General features: G+C 58.5%; 14 protein-coding genes and 1 pseudogene (1 of these 15 cut by a window edge). 5 read left to right on the top strand and 10 right to left on the bottom strand.

Annotated features, from left to right (window positions below):
• The first annotated feature begins 73 nt into the window (after positions 1 to 73).
• The 3 genes and pseudogenes from trpB to ACZ9BB_RS23380 form a co-directional block, all read left to right on the top strand.
• The gene (gene trpB / locus ACZ9BB_RS23390; protein WP_218395811.1) at positions 74 to 1,303 is read left to right on the top strand and encodes a tryptophan synthase subunit beta; all 1,230 of its coding nucleotides are present in this window, start codon (positions 74 to 76) and stop codon (positions 1,301 to 1,303) included.
• Positions 1,303 to 2,115 (top strand): tryptophan synthase subunit alpha, encoded by an 813-nt coding sequence (gene trpA / locus ACZ9BB_RS23385; protein ID WP_476216606.1) that lies wholly within the window; start codon positions 1,303 to 1,305, stop codon positions 2,113 to 2,115. Before trpB ends, trpA begins: the two co-directional genes overlap by 1 nt.
• A gap of 174 nt (positions 2,116 to 2,289) precedes the next feature.
• Positions 2,290 to 2,397 (top strand): annotated as a pseudogene (locus tag ACZ9BB_RS23380) (RcnB family protein); the annotation flags it as partial.
• A 168-nt stretch (positions 2,398 to 2,565) separates the two neighbouring features.
• On the opposite strand, the gene ACZ9BB_RS23375 reads toward ACZ9BB_RS23380, so the two are convergent.
• From ACZ9BB_RS23375 to ACZ9BB_RS23330, 10 genes are all read right to left on the bottom strand, one after another.
• Positions 2,566 to 4,527 carry a DUF7844 domain-containing protein gene (locus ACZ9BB_RS23375; RefSeq protein ID WP_476216604.1) on the bottom strand — a complete coding sequence of 654 codons (1,962 nt, stop codon included), beginning with the start codon at positions 4,525 to 4,527 and terminating at the stop codon, positions 2,566 to 2,568.
• Entirely contained in the window at positions 4,524 to 4,844 is a 321-nt protein-coding gene (locus ACZ9BB_RS23370; protein WP_476216602.1) for a DUF2388 domain-containing protein, read from the bottom strand. The genes ACZ9BB_RS23375 and ACZ9BB_RS23370 overlap by 4 nt, the downstream gene beginning before the upstream one ends.
• Positions 4,845 to 4,872: 28 nt before the next feature.
• Entirely contained in the window at positions 4,873 to 5,190 is a 318-nt protein-coding gene (locus ACZ9BB_RS23365; RefSeq protein WP_476216600.1) for a DUF2388 domain-containing protein, read from the bottom strand.
• A gap of 107 nt (positions 5,191 to 5,297) precedes the next feature.
• Positions 5,298 to 5,615: a DUF2388 domain-containing protein gene (locus tag ACZ9BB_RS23360; protein WP_476216598.1), complete on the bottom strand. Its 318-nt coding sequence runs from the start codon at positions 5,613 to 5,615 to the stop codon at positions 5,298 to 5,300.
• 441 nt (positions 5,616 to 6,056) lie between these two features.
• On the bottom strand, positions 6,057 to 6,272 hold the full coding sequence (locus ACZ9BB_RS23355; protein ID WP_008018491.1) for a DUF1127 domain-containing protein: 216 nt from the start codon (positions 6,270 to 6,272) through the stop codon (positions 6,057 to 6,059).
• A 319-nt stretch (positions 6,273 to 6,591) separates the two neighbouring features.
• Positions 6,592 to 8,085: an acetyl-CoA hydrolase/transferase family protein gene (locus ACZ9BB_RS23350; protein ID WP_476216596.1), complete on the bottom strand. Its 1,494-nt coding sequence runs from the start codon at positions 8,083 to 8,085 to the stop codon at positions 6,592 to 6,594.
• 188 nt (positions 8,086 to 8,273) lie between these two features.
• Positions 8,274 to 9,710 carry an NAD(P)(+) transhydrogenase (Re/Si-specific) subunit beta gene (locus tag ACZ9BB_RS23345; RefSeq protein WP_476216594.1) on the bottom strand — a complete coding sequence of 479 codons (1,437 nt, stop codon included), beginning with the start codon at positions 9,708 to 9,710 and terminating at the stop codon, positions 8,274 to 8,276.
• Positions 9,710 to 10,033, bottom strand: a complete 324-nt coding sequence (locus ACZ9BB_RS23340; protein WP_007902743.1) for an NAD(P) transhydrogenase subunit alpha part 2 — start codon at positions 10,031 to 10,033, stop codon at positions 9,710 to 9,712. The genes ACZ9BB_RS23345 and ACZ9BB_RS23340 overlap by 1 nt, the downstream gene beginning before the upstream one ends.
• A 16-nt stretch (positions 10,034 to 10,049) precedes the next feature.
• Complete coding sequence (locus ACZ9BB_RS23335; protein WP_476216591.1) at positions 10,050 to 11,171, bottom strand: Re/Si-specific NAD(P)(+) transhydrogenase subunit alpha; 1,122 nt, start codon at positions 11,169 to 11,171, stop codon at positions 10,050 to 10,052.
• Positions 11,172 to 11,585: 414 nt separating this feature from the next.
• Entirely contained in the window at positions 11,586 to 12,506 is a 921-nt protein-coding gene (locus tag ACZ9BB_RS23330) for a LysR family transcriptional regulator (RefSeq protein WP_476216589.1), read from the bottom strand.
• A gap of 157 nt (positions 12,507 to 12,663) precedes the next feature.
• Here ACZ9BB_RS23330 and ACZ9BB_RS23325 point away from each other — a divergent pair, with 157 nt between their 5' ends.
• Positions 12,664 to 13,845: an acyl-CoA dehydrogenase gene (locus ACZ9BB_RS23325; RefSeq protein ID WP_476216587.1), complete on the top strand. Its 1,182-nt coding sequence runs from the start codon at positions 12,664 to 12,666 to the stop codon at positions 13,843 to 13,845.
• A gap of 13 nt (positions 13,846 to 13,858) precedes the next feature.
• A protein-coding gene (locus ACZ9BB_RS23320; protein ID WP_476216585.1) for a CaiB/BaiF CoA transferase family protein crosses the window boundary here: on the top strand, positions 13,859 to 15,053 show its 5' portion. It continues 26 nt past the right edge of the window; 1,195 of the gene's 1,221 nt are visible here — the first part of the coding sequence; its start codon is at positions 13,859 to 13,861; its stop codon lies off the right edge, out of view.

Here is a 15,053-nt window from a genome sequence, read left to right as displayed (position 1 = left end):
TCGGTTTTCAGGGTGGAACGTCAGGGGTAGAGTGAACCCCATCGTCACCTCTCGAATACAACTGGAGCGACCCATGACCCAGACTAATCTGCGCAACGGCCCCGACGCCAATGGCCTGTTTGGCGCGTTCGGTGGCCGCTACGTCGCCGAAACCCTGATGCCGTTGATCCTCGACCTGGCCCGTGAATACGAAGCGGCCAAGGAAGATCCGGCGTTCAAAGAAGAATTGGCCTACTTCCAGCGTGATTACGTCGGACGCCCAAGCCCACTGTATTTCGCCGAGCGTCTGACAGAGTTCTGTGGCGGCGCGAAGATTTACCTCAAGCGCGAAGAGCTGAACCACACCGGCGCGCACAAGATCAACAACTGCATCGGCCAGATTCTGCTGGCGCGGCGCATGGGCAAAAAACGCATCATTGCCGAGACCGGCGCTGGCATGCACGGTGTGGCGACTGCCACCGTGGCCGCACGTTTTGGCCTCGATTGCGTGATCTACATGGGCACTACCGACATCGAACGTCAGCAGGCCAACGTGTTTCGCATGAAGCTGCTGGGCGCCGAAGTGATCCCGGTGGTTGCGGGCACCGGCACCCTCAAAGACGCAATGAACGAAGCCCTGCGTGACTGGGTGACCAACGTCGACAGCACCTTCTACCTGATCGGCACTGTGGCTGGCCCGCACCCTTACCCGGCCATGGTTCGTGACTTCCAGGCGGTTATTGGCAAGGAAACTCGCGAACAATTGCAAGCCCAGGAAGGCCGTCTGCCCGACAGCCTGGTGGCGTGCATCGGCGGCGGTTCCAATGCCATGGGCCTGTTCCACCCGTTCCTCGATGACAAGAGCGTTGAGATCATCGGCGTCGAAGCCGCCGGTTACGGCATCGAAACCGGCAAGCACGCGGCCAGCCTGAACGGCGGCGTGCCAGGCGTGCTGCACGGCAACCGTACGTTCCTGTTGCAGGACGATGATGGCCAGATTATCGACGCCCACTCGATTTCCGCCGGCCTCGACTATCCAGGCATCGGCCCGGAACACGCCTGGTTGCATGACATCGGCCGTGTCCAGTACACCTCGGTGACTGACGATGAAGCCCTCGACGCATTCCACAAATGCTGCCGCCTGGAAGGGATCATTCCTGCACTGGAAAGCGCCCATGCCCTGGCGGAAGTGTTCAAACGCGCACCGACCCTGCCGAAAGATCACCTGATGGTGGTCAACTTGTCCGGTCGCGGCGACAAAGACATGCAGACCGTGATGCACCACATGGAACACTCTCAGCAATCCAAGCAGGAGAAACACTGATGAGCCGCCTGCAAACGCGTTTTGCCGAACTCAAGGAACAGAACCGCGCCGCCCTGGTGACCTTCGTGACCGCCGGCGATCCGAGCTACGACACGTCCCTGGCGATCCTCAAAGGCTTGCCCGGTGCCGGCGCCGACGTGATCGAGTTGGGCATGCCCTTCACTGATCCGATGGCCGATGGTCCGGCGATCCAGTTGGCCAACATTCGTGCCTTGGGCGCCAAGCAGAACCTGGCGAAAACCCTGCAAATGGTTCGCGAGTTCCGCAAAGGCAACAGCGAGACTCCGCTGGTGTTGATGGGTTACTTCAACCCGATTCACATGTACGGCGTGCCGCGTTTCATCGCAGAAGCCAAAGAGGCCGGTGTCGACGGCCTGATTGTGGTCGACATGCCACCCGAGCATAACGGCGAACTGTGCGACCCGGCACAGGCGGCGGGCCTGGACTTCATTCGTCTCACCACTCCGACAACTGACGACGTGCGTTTGCCGACTGTTCTGAATGGCAGCTCGGGCTTTGTTTACTACGTGTCGGTGGCGGGTGTGACCGGTGCAGGGGCGGCGACTCTGGAGCATGTCGAAGAAGCCGTCACCCGTCTGCGTCGTCATACTGATCTGCCGATCAGTATCGGTTTCGGTATTCGTACTCCGGAACAGGCAGCATCCATCGCACGTCTGGCCGATGGTGTGGTGGTGGGGTCGGCGCTGATCGATCACATCGCCAATGCTTCGACTCCGGACCAGGCTGTGGAAGGCGTACTCAGCCTGTGCGCAGCCTTGTCCGATGGCGTGCGTAAAGCACGGGTCAGCTGAAGGTAAAGTTCCTGATACAGAGGAATTAGAGGCTCGCGGCACAGACTAAACAGCAAGACCGAGGGGTTCAGGACCACGTTCTGAACCCCTTTTTGCTGCCTGTGCTGTGAGGGTAGATCTGATGAAAATGCCGAAACGTCTGATTGCCAGCCTGGGCGTGCTGATGCTCAGTGACTGCCGTATTACCCGGGTTACGAGTGGCGTCGTGCAGGCGGCGACATTGTGCTGATCGCCGTAGGTACCGGGATCGTTTATGAGATTCTCGATGGGGTTTTGTATTGATCCACGCCTAAGGGGGAAGGCGATCCATTGTGGCGAGGGAGCTTGCTCCCGCTGGGGCGCGAAGCGGCCCCAAAATCGGCCAGGCACCGCACTACGACAGCTTCGCTACCGAACGGGAGCAAGCTCCCTCGCCACAGAGGATCTCTGGTCTTTCGCAGATCCTCTATCTCAGGGCAACTCCAACCCGCCCGCAGCCTTGTGCAACTTGCGCAAATGTTCGCCAACCTGTTTCAGGTTGGCTTCGTTGGCGGCCATTTCAGCGGCACGGCTCGGCTCGAGCAGTGCCCTCACTTCCTTGTCGAGGTCCCCGGTCAGCGCGTGAAGCTGCTTTTGGCGCAAGCTGCTTTCCGATTCCAGGCGTGTCCACTCGTTCGGTTGCGGTAAACCATAACCACCGGTGCCAAGCAGTTCGGCCGGACGGCTGAGGAAGCCGCTGTTGGCGAGAATCTGCTGCAAAGTCGCATTGGCCTTGTCCATGCCGCCATTGTTCAGTTCCCGAGCGCCCAGGTAGCGCTGTTTCACTTCGTCCTGGGCCAGCACCAGCTGTTGGCGAAAACTTGCCTGCTCCAGCAGCAGCAATGCCGCGCTGGTGCGCAAGTCAGCTTGGTCAATCCATTTGCGGCGCTCTTCAGCTTTCAATGACAGCCAGTCTTCGACCTTTTCCTGCTTGATCGGCAAATGCTTTTTCAGCACTTCGAACATCGCTTGATAACGATCGCGGAAGGAGTCGAAGCGATAGCCCAGGCGTAATGCTTCGCGAGGATCGTCGAGTACGCTGGTGTTCGCCAGTCCGCGGCCCTTGAGTACTTCCAGCAAGCCATTGGGCATGATGCTGTCGAGGCCGACCAATTGCGCATTATTGGTGCCGCTGCGCAGTAATTTCAGGCCTTCCACCGCGCAGTTGTTGGACAGGAAGAAGTAGTTGCCATCGTAGCTCCAGTGCATCTCCGCGGCGTGTTCCACCACCTCTTCGATCTCGCTACGCGACAGGTTCAGCGGTACCGAGGCGAGGCTGCGCAGTTCGGTCTTGGTGTATTCGTCGATCACCTGGGCCAGCGGCAAGACAAACAAACGCGAAGGGTATTTGCCCACCAGCCCATCCCAGCTCGAGAGCTGTAAGTCACTGACGAAGGCGCGGTAGGACAGCACCAGGTGCTGATCCAGGTCGAGGCGGCAATCCGGCCCGCGAGGCCGACCGGGCGCGCAGATCACCAGTCGCAGCATGCTGTGGCCCCAGCGACTGACCCAGTTCTGGTTGGCTTCTGCCAGCAGATAGTCGACGGCGTAAACCCGCTCCGGATCAACCTGGCCCAAGGGCTGTTTGGCGAAGTCGCTACCGGCATTGAGGAAGGCGAATGATTGGGCGCACGAGTCTTTGGCGGCGGGGGCCCAGCCGAAATGTTCTTTGTAGTAGCGATACAGCGCAGGGCGACGGCAGGCATAGCTCGGGTCGAGGAGGAAGTACTCCATGTTGACCGCGACGAACTCCTTCGGGCTGCTCGTCTCGTAGATGTCCGGGCTGCGGGCAATCTGCCGGTTGTGCTGTTCGCGCTCGCCGCGTCGGCCGACATACTGCGGCCAGCCGGCGAGGTCGAGCAGACGTGGATCGTCGCTGAGGGTCCAGCGTCTCGCCGTCTGCCCGCGGCATTGATCCGGGATACCGATCAGCCCGGAGCTGCTGTTACGTTGTGTGCAGCGCTGGATCAGTGTGCGCTCGGCGTCCGGCCACAGGCGTGCGCGGTCGTAGATGTGGGTGAGCTCGTGCAACACCGTGGCGAGCATTTCCTGGCGCACGGTGCCGTGGGGACGATAGGTTTTTTTGGTCGCGGCGCTGCCGTCGGTGAGGCTGGCGAGCAGATTGCGATTCAAGTCTAGCTCGGACACCAGCGACGCCTGGCCGTAGGCATTGCTCGGCATGTCATCGGTCCAGCCGACCTCGATACGCCGGTCCAGTTGCTCAATGAAGCGCGGCGGTAACGCTTGCATGGCTTCATCGAGCAGCGCTTGACTGGCCTGCTGTTGCGCGGGGCTCAGGCCGTCGGTCTTGAGCCGTAATTGCAGGCCGGCCTGGGCCGTGTTGCCAAGCAGCAACACAACCCCGGCCAGCAGCCAGGCGCTTAGTGATTTCACAGTGCGAGGATGGCTTCGGCGAGAACCTGATCACTGGCGTCGCGGGCTTCCGGTACGCGGGTGCGCAAGGTGTCGAAGGCCGCTTCCAGGTGTGCTCCACGGATTTCACCCTCGCTGGCGACGAAACTGGCCGCATCGTCGTGGGCTTCACGGACGATCTTCGAATCGCGGATGGACGTGGTGGTATCGGAAGTGAAATCAAGTGTGCGCTGGGTGGCACGAATGAGCATGTTACTGGTGGCTACCAGGGTGTGCGCCTGGGCCACGTCGGCCAACAACAGCAGGCCAAGGGTGGCAGCAATCAGCGGGCTACGCATGGAACGACTCCGGAGAAACAAGGGATAACTATTGGACGAGAATTGCCTGCGCCAGTTCAAGGTCGCTGGCATGAAGTTTTGGCTGGGTCTGGCGCAGGTAAATCAAAGCGGATTCCAGTTGCGCTCCTCGCAGTTGGCCGTCACTGGCGATGAACGCTGCAGCGTCATCCCGGGCGGCGATCAGCAGTTTATGGTCGAAGGGCGCGGAGGTCACCATGCTGGTGGCATAACCACTGGCCACAGTGCCTTGTGTGGACAGGTTAAAGGCGTCGAAGGCATGGGCTGAGCCCGACCAGCAGATCGCAAGACAAACCGGAGTAATCAACAGACTTGAAGGAAAACGCATGAGACTCGATAGCTGAAAGCGAGTCCCAAGGCTAGCGCAATGCCTGGACTAGAGCCAGCGCCGAAACATTGGGACACGACGGGCGTGTCCCGTTTCAGAGCTGTCGCTTAGATCGTCAGGATAGCTTGAGCCAGTTGTGCGTCGGTCGCATTCAGTTGCGGAGCCTGTTGGCGGATATGGTCGAGTGCGCTTTCCAGCTTCACGCCACGGATGGCACCTTCACTGGCAACGAAGCTGGCGGCATCGTCACGGGCAGCACGCACAATTTTATCGTCGCGAAAGGAGGACGAGACATCCGAAGTCGCATTGGAGGAAGCCTTCAGCCCATCCACAACGGTATCGGTGGTCACGATAAAGCTGGAGGCGTGGGAATTGGCAGCCACGGCAAGCAGGGCTGCGGCACTGAGCAGACGAAGACGGGACATGGGAGAAACTCCTTTGGGTCGATCGATTGAGAGGTGGCGCAGGATCAGACGGCTGTCGTAAAGCGTTCGCCACGTTCTGTCTGGATATTAGGCCTGTGTATATCAGTTAGAACAGTCCTGTCTGTTAATAGACAAGCTAGCGCCAGAATGGTTTGTCCACTTCGTTGAGTCAGTGGCATGGCTGATGCCCAAATCCGAGAGCTGTCGATCGACTCAATAGTGATCCCGTCACTCATGCAGGCGCAGACACACTCCGATAGAATTGTACTGGTGCATTTTAAGTAATTAAAAACTGTACCTGTCGGTGGCTATCTCTTCTGTAACGACCCAATATGAAGCTCCAGAACGACAAAACCCGTCGTGGTTTCCCACGACGGGTTCTGTTTGTTCAATTCGGGTTGCTGGCGGTGGACCCGGTGGGTCAGGGCCAGCGACGCTAACTTAGCGCCAGAACGGCTTGCTCAGCTCTTCGTAGCGTTGTGCTTCGCTAATCCCGGCATCAGCCAGCAGACGCGAATCCAGACGAGCCAGTTGATGGCGGCTGGTGATGCGGCGTTGCCACAGCATCAGGTTGGCAATAACGCGCAGAGGCAGGGAAGCCTGGGTTTTTGCAGCAGTGTCTTCGAAGAACAGTTCGGAACTGAGTGTACGTTCCATGGTTGACATCCTTCCGCTTATGGCGGGATTAGGTAGTGGTTTAACTGATGCCAATGATCCTCTCGTTTGGCCAGCCTCTGTAGATACAGTTCACCTGTATTGTGAGAGACCAGTTAACTGTTAAACGGTGGTGTACTGGTCAAAATTGAGGCAACTGTACCTATCGGCACCTAAATGGTGCATTTTTGATTGTTTGACCGGGAAAGGTAGGCGATTACGGTAGGAAAATACCAATACAGCAGTACAGTTTTTGACAATATTGAGTGTTGCCACAGCGAGCTGACGAAACTGTGTTTGCGTCAGCCGCTATCTGTATCAATTACCCCGCCAGCATTCGCCCGGTTTCTTCCAGGTTTATGTGCCAACTCAGGGCATCGCGCAGGATGTGCGGAGTGTGCCCGCCGACTGCGCAAGCAGCAGTGAAGTAGGCATTCAAGGCCGGGCGATAGTCCGGATGAACACAGTTATCGATGATGACGCGCGCACGCTCGCGCGGCGCCAAGCCACGCAGATCGGCCAGGCCAATCTCGGTCACGAGGATATCGACGTCATGTTCTGTGTGGTCGACGTGGCTGACCATGGGAACCACGCTGGAAATCGCCCCGCCCTTGGCGATCGACTTGGTGACAAAGATCGCCAAGTGCGCATTGCGCGCGAAGTCGCCCGAGCCGCCGATGCCGTTCATCATCCGCGTGCCGCAGACGTGAGTGGAGTTGACGTTGCCATACAGGTCAAATTCCAGCGCGGTGTTGATGCCGATGATGCCCAGGCGCCGCACCACTTCGGGGTGATTGGAGATTTCCTGGGGGCGCAGCACCAGCTTGTCCTTATAGTGCTCCAGATTCCCGAATACATCGGCGTTGCGTCGGCTCGACAGGGTGATCGAACTGCCCGAAGCAAAGCTCAGCTTGCCGGCATCGATCAAATCGAAAGTCGAATCCTGCAGCACTTCGGAGTACATGGTCAGGTCTTCGAATGGTGAGTCGATCAAGCCGCACATCACTGCGTTGGCAATGCTGCCGATACCGGCTTGCAATGGGCCAAGCTTGTTGGTCATGCGCCCGGCAGCCACTTCTTGTTTGAAGAAGTCGATCAGGTGGTCGGCGATGGCTTGGGTGTCCGCATCCGGCGGCAGCACAGTAGATGGCGAGTCGGATTGATTAGTGATCACGATCGCGACGATTTTTTCCGGCGGTATCGGGATGGCGGTGCTGCCAATGCGATCGTCGACCTTCACCAGTGGAATAGGTGTGCGGGTCGGGCGGTAGGTGGGGATATAGATGTCGTGCAGACCTTCGAGATTCGGGTTGTGCGCCAGATTGATCTCGACGATCACGTGTTTGGCGAAAATCGCGAAGCTGGCTGAGTTGCCCACCGAGGTGGTCGGCACGATATGGCCCTGCTCGGTGATCGCCACGGCTTCGATCACCGCGATGTCCGGCAGCTTGAGTTGCTGGTTACGCAGCTGCTCTACGGTTTCCGACAGGTGCTGGTCGATGAACATGACTTCGCCGGCATTGATTGCCTTGCGCAGGGTGCTGTCCACCTGGAACGGCATGCGTCGCGACAATACACCGGCTTCAGTCAACTGTTTATCGAGGTCGTTGCCCAGGCTGGCACCGGTCATCAGGGTGATTTGCAACGGCGTGACCTTGGCGCGCTCGGCCAACGCATGAGGCACAGCCTTGGCTTCGCCGGCTCGGGTAAAGCCGCTCATGCCGACGGTCATGCCGTCCTGAATCAGAGCGGCAGCGTCGGCGGCGCTCATTACCTTGTCCAACAATGAAGGCAAGCGAATACGGTCACGGTACATGATTGTTATCTCGGGCAACGGAAGCAAGGTGCGCAGTCTAGTGAATTTGAGCGGTGCCCGTCCCGCTACCAAGGTCGCATTCAAGGCGTCTATTCCGGTGCTTCCAGACAAAACACCTTTACAGGATCGGTAACAGACGCAAACAAAAACGCCCCGACGAGTCGGGGCGTTCAGATTGCCGAAGGGTATTACTCGACGGCTTTAACCATATCTTCGATGACTTTCTTGGCGTCGCCGAAGACCATCATGGTCTTGTCCAGGTAGAACAGCTCGTTGTCCAGGCCGGCATAGCCGCTGGCCATCGAGCGCTTGTTGACGATGATGGTCTTGGCTTTGAACGCTTCGAGAATTGGCATGCCAGCAATCGGCGATTTCGGATCGTTCTTGGCCGCCGGGTTGACCACGTCGTTGGCACCCAACACCAGCACCACATCGGCCTGGCCGAACTCGGAGTTGATGTCGTCCATCTCGAACACCTGGTCGTAAGGCACTTCGGCCTCGGCCAGCAACACGTTCATGTGGCCGGGCATACGACCGGCAACCGGGTGAATCGCATACTTCACGGTCACGCCGCGATGGGTCAGCTTCTCGGTCAGCTCTTTCAATGCGTGCTGCGCGCGGGCTACCGCCAAACCGTAGCCCGGCACGATGATCACGGTGTCGGCGTTGGTCAGCAGGAAGGTCGCGTCGTCAGCCGAACCGGATTTCACCGGACGGGCTTCTTTCGAACCAGCCGGGCCAGCGGCATCTGCTGTGTTGCCGAAACCGCCGAGCAACACGTTGAAGAACGAACGGTTCATCGCCTTGCACATAATGTACGAGAGGATCGCACCGCTTGAGCCCACCAGGGAGCCTGCAATGATCAGCATCGAGTTGTTCAGCGAGAAGCCGATACCTGCCGCAGCCCAGCCGGAGTAACTGTTGAGCATCGACACCACGACGGGCATGTCCGCGCCGCCGATCGGGATGATGATCAGCACGCCCATCACGAACGCCAGCGCCAGCATCAGGACGAATGCGCTGAAGTTGCCAGTCAACATGTAGGTGATGCCCAGCGCCAGCGTCGCCAGACCCAGCACCAGGTTCAGCTTATGTTGGCCGCTGAACTGTACGGGTGCACCCTGGAACAAACGGAACTTGTACTTGCCCGACAGCTTGCCGAAGGCGATCACCGAGCCGGAGAAGGTGATTGCACCGATGGCCGCGCCGAGGAACAGTTCCAGGCGATTACCGGCAGGAATCGAATCGCCCAGTTGTTTGACGATACCCAGCGATTGCGGCTCAACGACAGCCGCGATCGCAATGAACACCGCGGCCATACCGATCATGCTGTGCATGAAGGCGACCAGTTCCGGCATTTTGGTCATTTCAACGCGCTTGGCCATGATCGAGCCGGCGGTGCCGCCGACCAGCAGGCCTACGATGACGTAACCAATGCCCGCGGTAGCCAGCTCTGCGCCCAGCTTATAAATGAGGCCGACCGTGGTGAGGATCGCCAGGGCCATGCCGAGCATGCCGTAGACATTGCCGCGCCGCGACGTGGTGGGGTGCGACAGGCCTTTGAGGGCCTGGATGAAGCAGATCGACGCGATCAGGTAGAGCGTCGTTACCAGATTCATGCTCATTACTGGGGCGCCTCTTCTTTTACGGCTTTCGGGGCTTTTTTCTTGAACATCTCAAGCATGCGACGCGTTACCAGGAAACCACCGAACACGTTAACGGCCGCCAGGGCCACCGCCAGGGTGCCCATGGTCTTGCCCAGTGGCGTCACGGTCAGTGCTGCGGCCAGCATGGCGCCAACGATCACGATCGCCGAGATGGCGTTGGTCACCGCCATCAACGGCGTGTGCAGCGCAGGTGTAACGTTCCAGACCACGTGATAACCGACATAAATCGCCAGCACGAAGATGATCAGGTTGTAGATACCGGGGGAGATAAGCTCTTCCATCGTTCTGAATCCCTGCTTAGGCGTTTTTGCGGATGACTTGGCCATCGCGGCACATCAGGCACGCGGCGACGATGTCGTCTTCGAGGTTTACTTCAAACTGGCCTTCTTTGTTGAAGACCAGCTTCAGGAAGTCCAGCAGGTTGCGTGCGTACAGCGCCGAAGCGTCTGCCGCGACCGCGCCGGCCAGGTTGGTCGGGCCGACAATGGTCACGCCATTCTCGACAACCACCTGATCGGCCACGGTCAACGGGCAGTTGCCGCCCTGGGCTGCCGCGAGGTCGACAACCACCGAGCCTGGCTTCATCTGCGCTACGGTTTCGGCGCTCAATAGCGTCGGAGCCTTGCGGCCCGGGATCAGTGCGGTGGTGATGACGATGTCGGCCTGCTTGGCGCGTTCATGCACTGCCAGGGCCTGACGCTGCATCCAGCTGGCCGGCATGGGGCGCGCATAACCGCCGACACCAACGGCGCATTCGCGCTCTTCATCGGTTTCGTACGGCACGTCGACGAATTTCGCACCCAGGGATTCAATTTGTTCCTTCACCGCAGGACGCACATCGGACGCTTCGATCACCGCTCCCAGGCGTTTTGCCGTGGCAATCGCCTGCAAACCGGCCACACCAGCACCGAGAATCAGCACGCGCGCCGCTTTCACGGTACCTGCGGCGGTCATCAGCATCGGCATGAAACGTGGATAGTAGTGAGCGGCCAGCAGCACGGATTTATAACCGGCGATGTTCGCTTGGGAGGACAGCACATCCAGGCTCTGGGCGCGGGAGGTGCGTGGCGCAGCTTCCAGCGCAAACGCGGTAATGCCGCATTCGGCCAGTTTGGCGATGGTTTCATTGCTGAACGGGTTGAGCATGCCCACCACTACGGCGCCGCTCTTGATCAGCGTCAGTTCGCTGTCGCTGGGGGTGACCACCTTGAGAATCAGCTCAGCACCAAACGCATCGTTGGCGCTGCCAATGGTTGCGCCTGCCGCTTCATAAGCACTGTCGACAACACTGGCGTTAACGCCGGCGCCGCTTTGTACAGTGACCTTATGACCCTGGGCGATCAGCTTCTTGATGGTTTCCGGGGTTGCAGCAACCCGTGTTTCACCCGTCTGGGTTTCGAGAGGAACACCAATGTGCACGTCAAATCTCCTGCGTGATCTTATTGAGTAAACCCAGGCACTTCGGATGGTGCGGCTGGGGCGGCCGATCAGCACGATCCCGCCGAATCAGGGCGGGGCGCGGCATTTTGCAGGCGAACTTTGTGCCCTTCAAGGGATTATGACGGGTGACGGAAAATTAACTACAAGTCACCCCGTGACCGAATGTCGCACTGTCCTGTTGAATCCCTTACAGGCCGTGGCGTGTAAGGATTTTTTCCGAAATTAAAGAATTTATACAATTGGCACCGTGAATGAAGTTACATCGCATACCAATAGAGGCTCAAAGCCACGTACTCAGGAGCTTGTGGGACGTTTGTGCTGTTTGTCGGTACAGTCTGTCAATATGCGACAAATACTTATATCTGTAGTGCTTTTGTTTTTCTGACTACGAAGTCAGCTAAATGGTGTAAGCCTTTCTCCTTCTAGGCTGTAGCTTTGTGCCTGATTCACCAGCCAATCACGAAATGCCTTTAAAGAGGCTGATTCGACCTTTCGCTCAGGAATCATCAGGTAATACGCCTTGATGCTCGACAGTGCCTGGGGGTTGGCGATCACCAAGCGCTTTTCCGCCAATTCGCGCTGAATCAGGAACGGCGGAATCAGAGCGATCCCCATGTCATGCATTGCGGCTTGGGCAAGCATGGAGAATAGCTCGTAGCGCGGTCCTGTCATGTCTCTCGGGATATTCAGGTTTTGGGAGTTGAACCACTGACGCCAGGCATAAGGGCGTGTGGTCTGTTGCAGCAGGGGCAATTCGGCAATTTCGACGGGGCTCAGGTTGGTTTTTTTGCCTAGCAACGTGGGGCTGCACACCGGCATAGGATTTTCGCCCATTAGCCTGTGGGATTCGGTGCCCGGCCAGTCGGCGTCGCCGAAATAGATGGCGGCATCGAAATCAGTGTCGGCAAACATAAAAGGGCGCGTGCGATTGGTGAGGTTGACTGTCACTTCCGGGTGCCTGTGCTGAAAGTCCTTGAGTCGTGGCAGCAGCCATTGAGTGCCGAAGGTCGGCACCACCGCCAGCTCGATCGCGTTGGCGCCTTGTTGGCCCATCACTGACAAGGTGTCCCGTTCAACGGCGTCGAGTTGGGTGGCTACTCGGCGGCTGTAGGAAAGCCCGGCCTCCGTCAGCTTCACCCCGCGCCGCGAGCGTCGGAACAGTTCGACGCTGAGGAACTCTTCAAGGCTGGCAATCTGTCGGCAAATCGCTCCCTGAGTGAGCGAAAGTTCCTGGGCTGCCTTGGTAAAGCTTTCGTGGCGCGCTGCCGCTTCAAAACTGATCAGGGCGGTTGTGCTGGGGATCTTCCTGCGCATGTACGTCAACCTCACTAATACATCGCATAAAGGCTATTTTGCGACGTTTCGGAGTGAGAAATTAGCACAACAGTATGCAAAATCCTCGTTTGTCGTAAAGCCCGGCCCGGCCTAGGATCACTCCACGTTATTTGACCCGATTCGAGAGGACTCACCCATGGGCGGTAAAGCTAGCTTCAACTGGATCGATCCCCTGCTGCTGGATCAACAGCTCACTGAAGAAGAACGCATGATTCGCGACACGGCTCAGCAATTCGCTCAGCAGAAGCTCGCGCCACGCGTTCTCGAAGCTTTCCGTCATGAGAAGACCGACCCGGCGATCTTCCGCGAGATGGGTGAAGTGGGTCTGTTGGGTGCGACCATTCCTGAGCAATACGGTGGCAGCGGCCTTAACTACGTCAGCTACGGTCTGATTGCCCGTGAGGTCGAGCGTGTCGATTCTGGCTATCGCTCGATGATGAGTGTGCAGTCGTCGCTGGTCATGGTGCCGATCAACGAATTCGGTACCGAAGCACAGAAGCAGAAATACCTGCCGAAGCTGGCCTCGGGTGAATGGATCGGTTGCTTCGGTCTGACCGAGCCTGACCACGGTTCCGACCCGGGCGCGATGATTACTCGTGCACGCAAAGTGGAAGGCGGCTACAGCCTCACTGGCAGCAAAATGTGGATCACCAACAGTCCGATCGCCGATGTGTTTGTGGTCTGGGGCAAGGACGATGCGGGCGACATTCGTGGCTTCGTTCTGGAGAAGGGTTGGAAAGGTCTGAGCGCTCCGGCCATTCACGGCAAGGTTGGGCTGCGTGCATCCATCACCGGTGAGATCGTCATGGACAACGTGTTTGTCCCTGAAGAGAACATCTTCCCGGATGTCCGGGGCTTGAAAGGTCCTTTTACCTGCCTTAACTCGGCACGTTACGGCATTTCCTGGGGGGCACTGGGCGCTGCCGAATTCTGCTGGCATACCGCTCGTCAGTACACCCTGGATCGTCAGCAGTTTGGCCGCCCATTGGCGGCCACTCAGTTGATCCAGAAGAAGCTGGCCGACATGCAGACCGAAATCACTTTGGCGCTGCAAGGCTGCCTGCGTCTGGGGCGCATGAAAGATGAAGGTACTGCTGCGGTCGAGATCACTTCGATGATGAAGCGCAATTCCTGTGGCAAGTCTCTCGACATTGCGCGTATGGCGCGCGACATGCTGGGTGGCAACGGTATTTCCGACGAATTTGGTGTCGCTCGCCACCTGGTCAACCTGGAAGTGGTGAATACCTATGAAGGTACGCATGACGTCCATGCACTGATCCTCGGTCGCGCGCAGACCGGCATCCAGGCGTTCTATTAATAGGAGAACGGCCATGGGGGCGCTTTCGCATCTACGGGTACTGGATTTATCGCGGGTGCTTGCCGGGCCTTGGGCCGGGCAGATCCTGGCGGACCTTGGCGCTGAGGTCATCAAGGTCGAGCGCCCGGGTAATGGCGATGACACGCGCGCCTGGGGGCCTCCGTTCCTTAAAGACGCTTATGGCGAGAACACCAGCGAGGCGGCCTATTACTTGTCCGCCAACCGCAGCAAGCAGTCGGTGACCATCGACTTCACGCGGCCAGAGGGTCAGCGGTTAGTGCGCGAGTTGGCGGCGAAGTCGGACATCCTCATCGAGAACTTCAAGGTCGGTGGTCTGGCGGCATACGGGCTGGACTATGAATCGCTCAAGGCGATTAATCCAAAGTTGATCTATTGCTCGATCACCGGGTTCGGTCAGACCGGTCCATACGCGAAGCGTGCGGGTTATGACTTCATGATCCAGGGCTTGGGCGGTCTGATGAGTTTGACCGGTCGCCCCGAAGGAGATGAGGGGGCGGGCCCGGTGAAAGTGGGTGTGGCGCTGACAGATATTTTGACCGGTCTCTATTCAACGGTAGCGATCCTGGCGGCCTTGGCTCATCGGGATCAAGATGGTAGCGGTCAGCATATTGATATGGCATTGCTGGACGTTCAGGTGGCTTGTCTGGCCAACCAGGCGATGAATTACCTGACTACAGGTAATGCGCCAAAACGCCTAGGCAACGCCCATCCGAATATCGTGCCTTATCAGGACTTTCCTACGGCTGATGGCGACTTCATCCTCACCGTGGGTAACGATGGGCAGTTCCGCAAGTTTGCAGAAGTGGCCGGGCAGCCGCAGTGGGCGGATGATCCGCGCTTTGCGACCAATAAGCTAAGGGTGGCAAATCGGGCGGTACTGATTCCGCTGATCCGTCAGGCGACTGTGTTCAAGACCACTGCTGAATGGGTGGCGCAGCTGGAGCAGGCAGGCGTGCCGTGTGGGCCAATCAATGATCTGGCCCAGGTGTTTGCCGATCCTCAGGTTCAGGCGCGCGGCTTGGCCATTGAGCTACCCCATGCTTTGGCCGGGATGGTGCCGCAGGTCGCGAGCCCGATTCGTCTTTCCGAGACGCCGGTGGAGTACCGTAGTGCGCCGCCTTTATTGGGTGAGCACACACTGGAGGTTCTGCAGCGGATATTGGGTCTGGATGCCGACGTAGTCGCTG

The sequence above is a fragment of the Pseudomonas sp. TE3552 genome (assembly GCF_056278945.1).
This window is presented reverse-complemented; position numbering and strand designations above follow the sequence as displayed.

Bases quoted from the DNA above. Each gene is read 5' to 3' on its own strand.
- ACZ9BB_RS23355 (WP_008018491.1), bottom strand. From the start codon at position 6,272: ATGGAACGTACACTCAGTTCCGAACTGTTCTTCGAAGACACTGCTGCA.
- trpB (WP_218395811.1), top strand. From the start codon at position 74: ATGACCCAGACTAATCTGCGCAACGGCCCCGACGCCAATGGCCTGTTT.
- ACZ9BB_RS23350 (WP_476216596.1), bottom strand. From the start codon at position 8,085: ATGTACCGTGACCGTATTCGCTTGCCTTCATTGTTGGACAAGGTAATG.
- ACZ9BB_RS23370 (WP_476216602.1), bottom strand. From the start codon at position 4,844: ATGCGTAGCCCGCTGATTGCTGCCACCCTTGGCCTGCTGTTGTTGGCC.
- trpA (WP_476216606.1), top strand. From the start codon at position 1,303: ATGAGCCGCCTGCAAACGCGTTTTGCCGAACTCAAGGAACAGAACCGC.
- ACZ9BB_RS23325 (WP_476216587.1), top strand. From the start codon at position 12,664: ATGGGCGGTAAAGCTAGCTTCAACTGGATCGATCCCCTGCTGCTGGAT.
- ACZ9BB_RS23365 (WP_476216600.1), bottom strand. From the start codon at position 5,190: ATGCGTTTTCCTTCAAGTCTGTTGATTACTCCGGTTTGTCTTGCGATC.
- ACZ9BB_RS23345 (WP_476216594.1), bottom strand. From the start codon at position 9,710: ATGAGCATGAATCTGGTAACGACGCTCTACCTGATCGCGTCGATCTGC.
- ACZ9BB_RS23340 (WP_007902743.1), bottom strand. From the start codon at position 10,033: ATGGAAGAGCTTATCTCCCCCGGTATCTACAACCTGATCATCTTCGTG.
- ACZ9BB_RS23330 (WP_476216589.1), bottom strand. From the start codon at position 12,506: ATGCGCAGGAAGATCCCCAGCACAACCGCCCTGATCAGTTTTGAAGCG.
- ACZ9BB_RS23360 (WP_476216598.1), bottom strand. From the start codon at position 5,615: ATGTCCCGTCTTCGTCTGCTCAGTGCCGCAGCCCTGCTTGCCGTGGCT.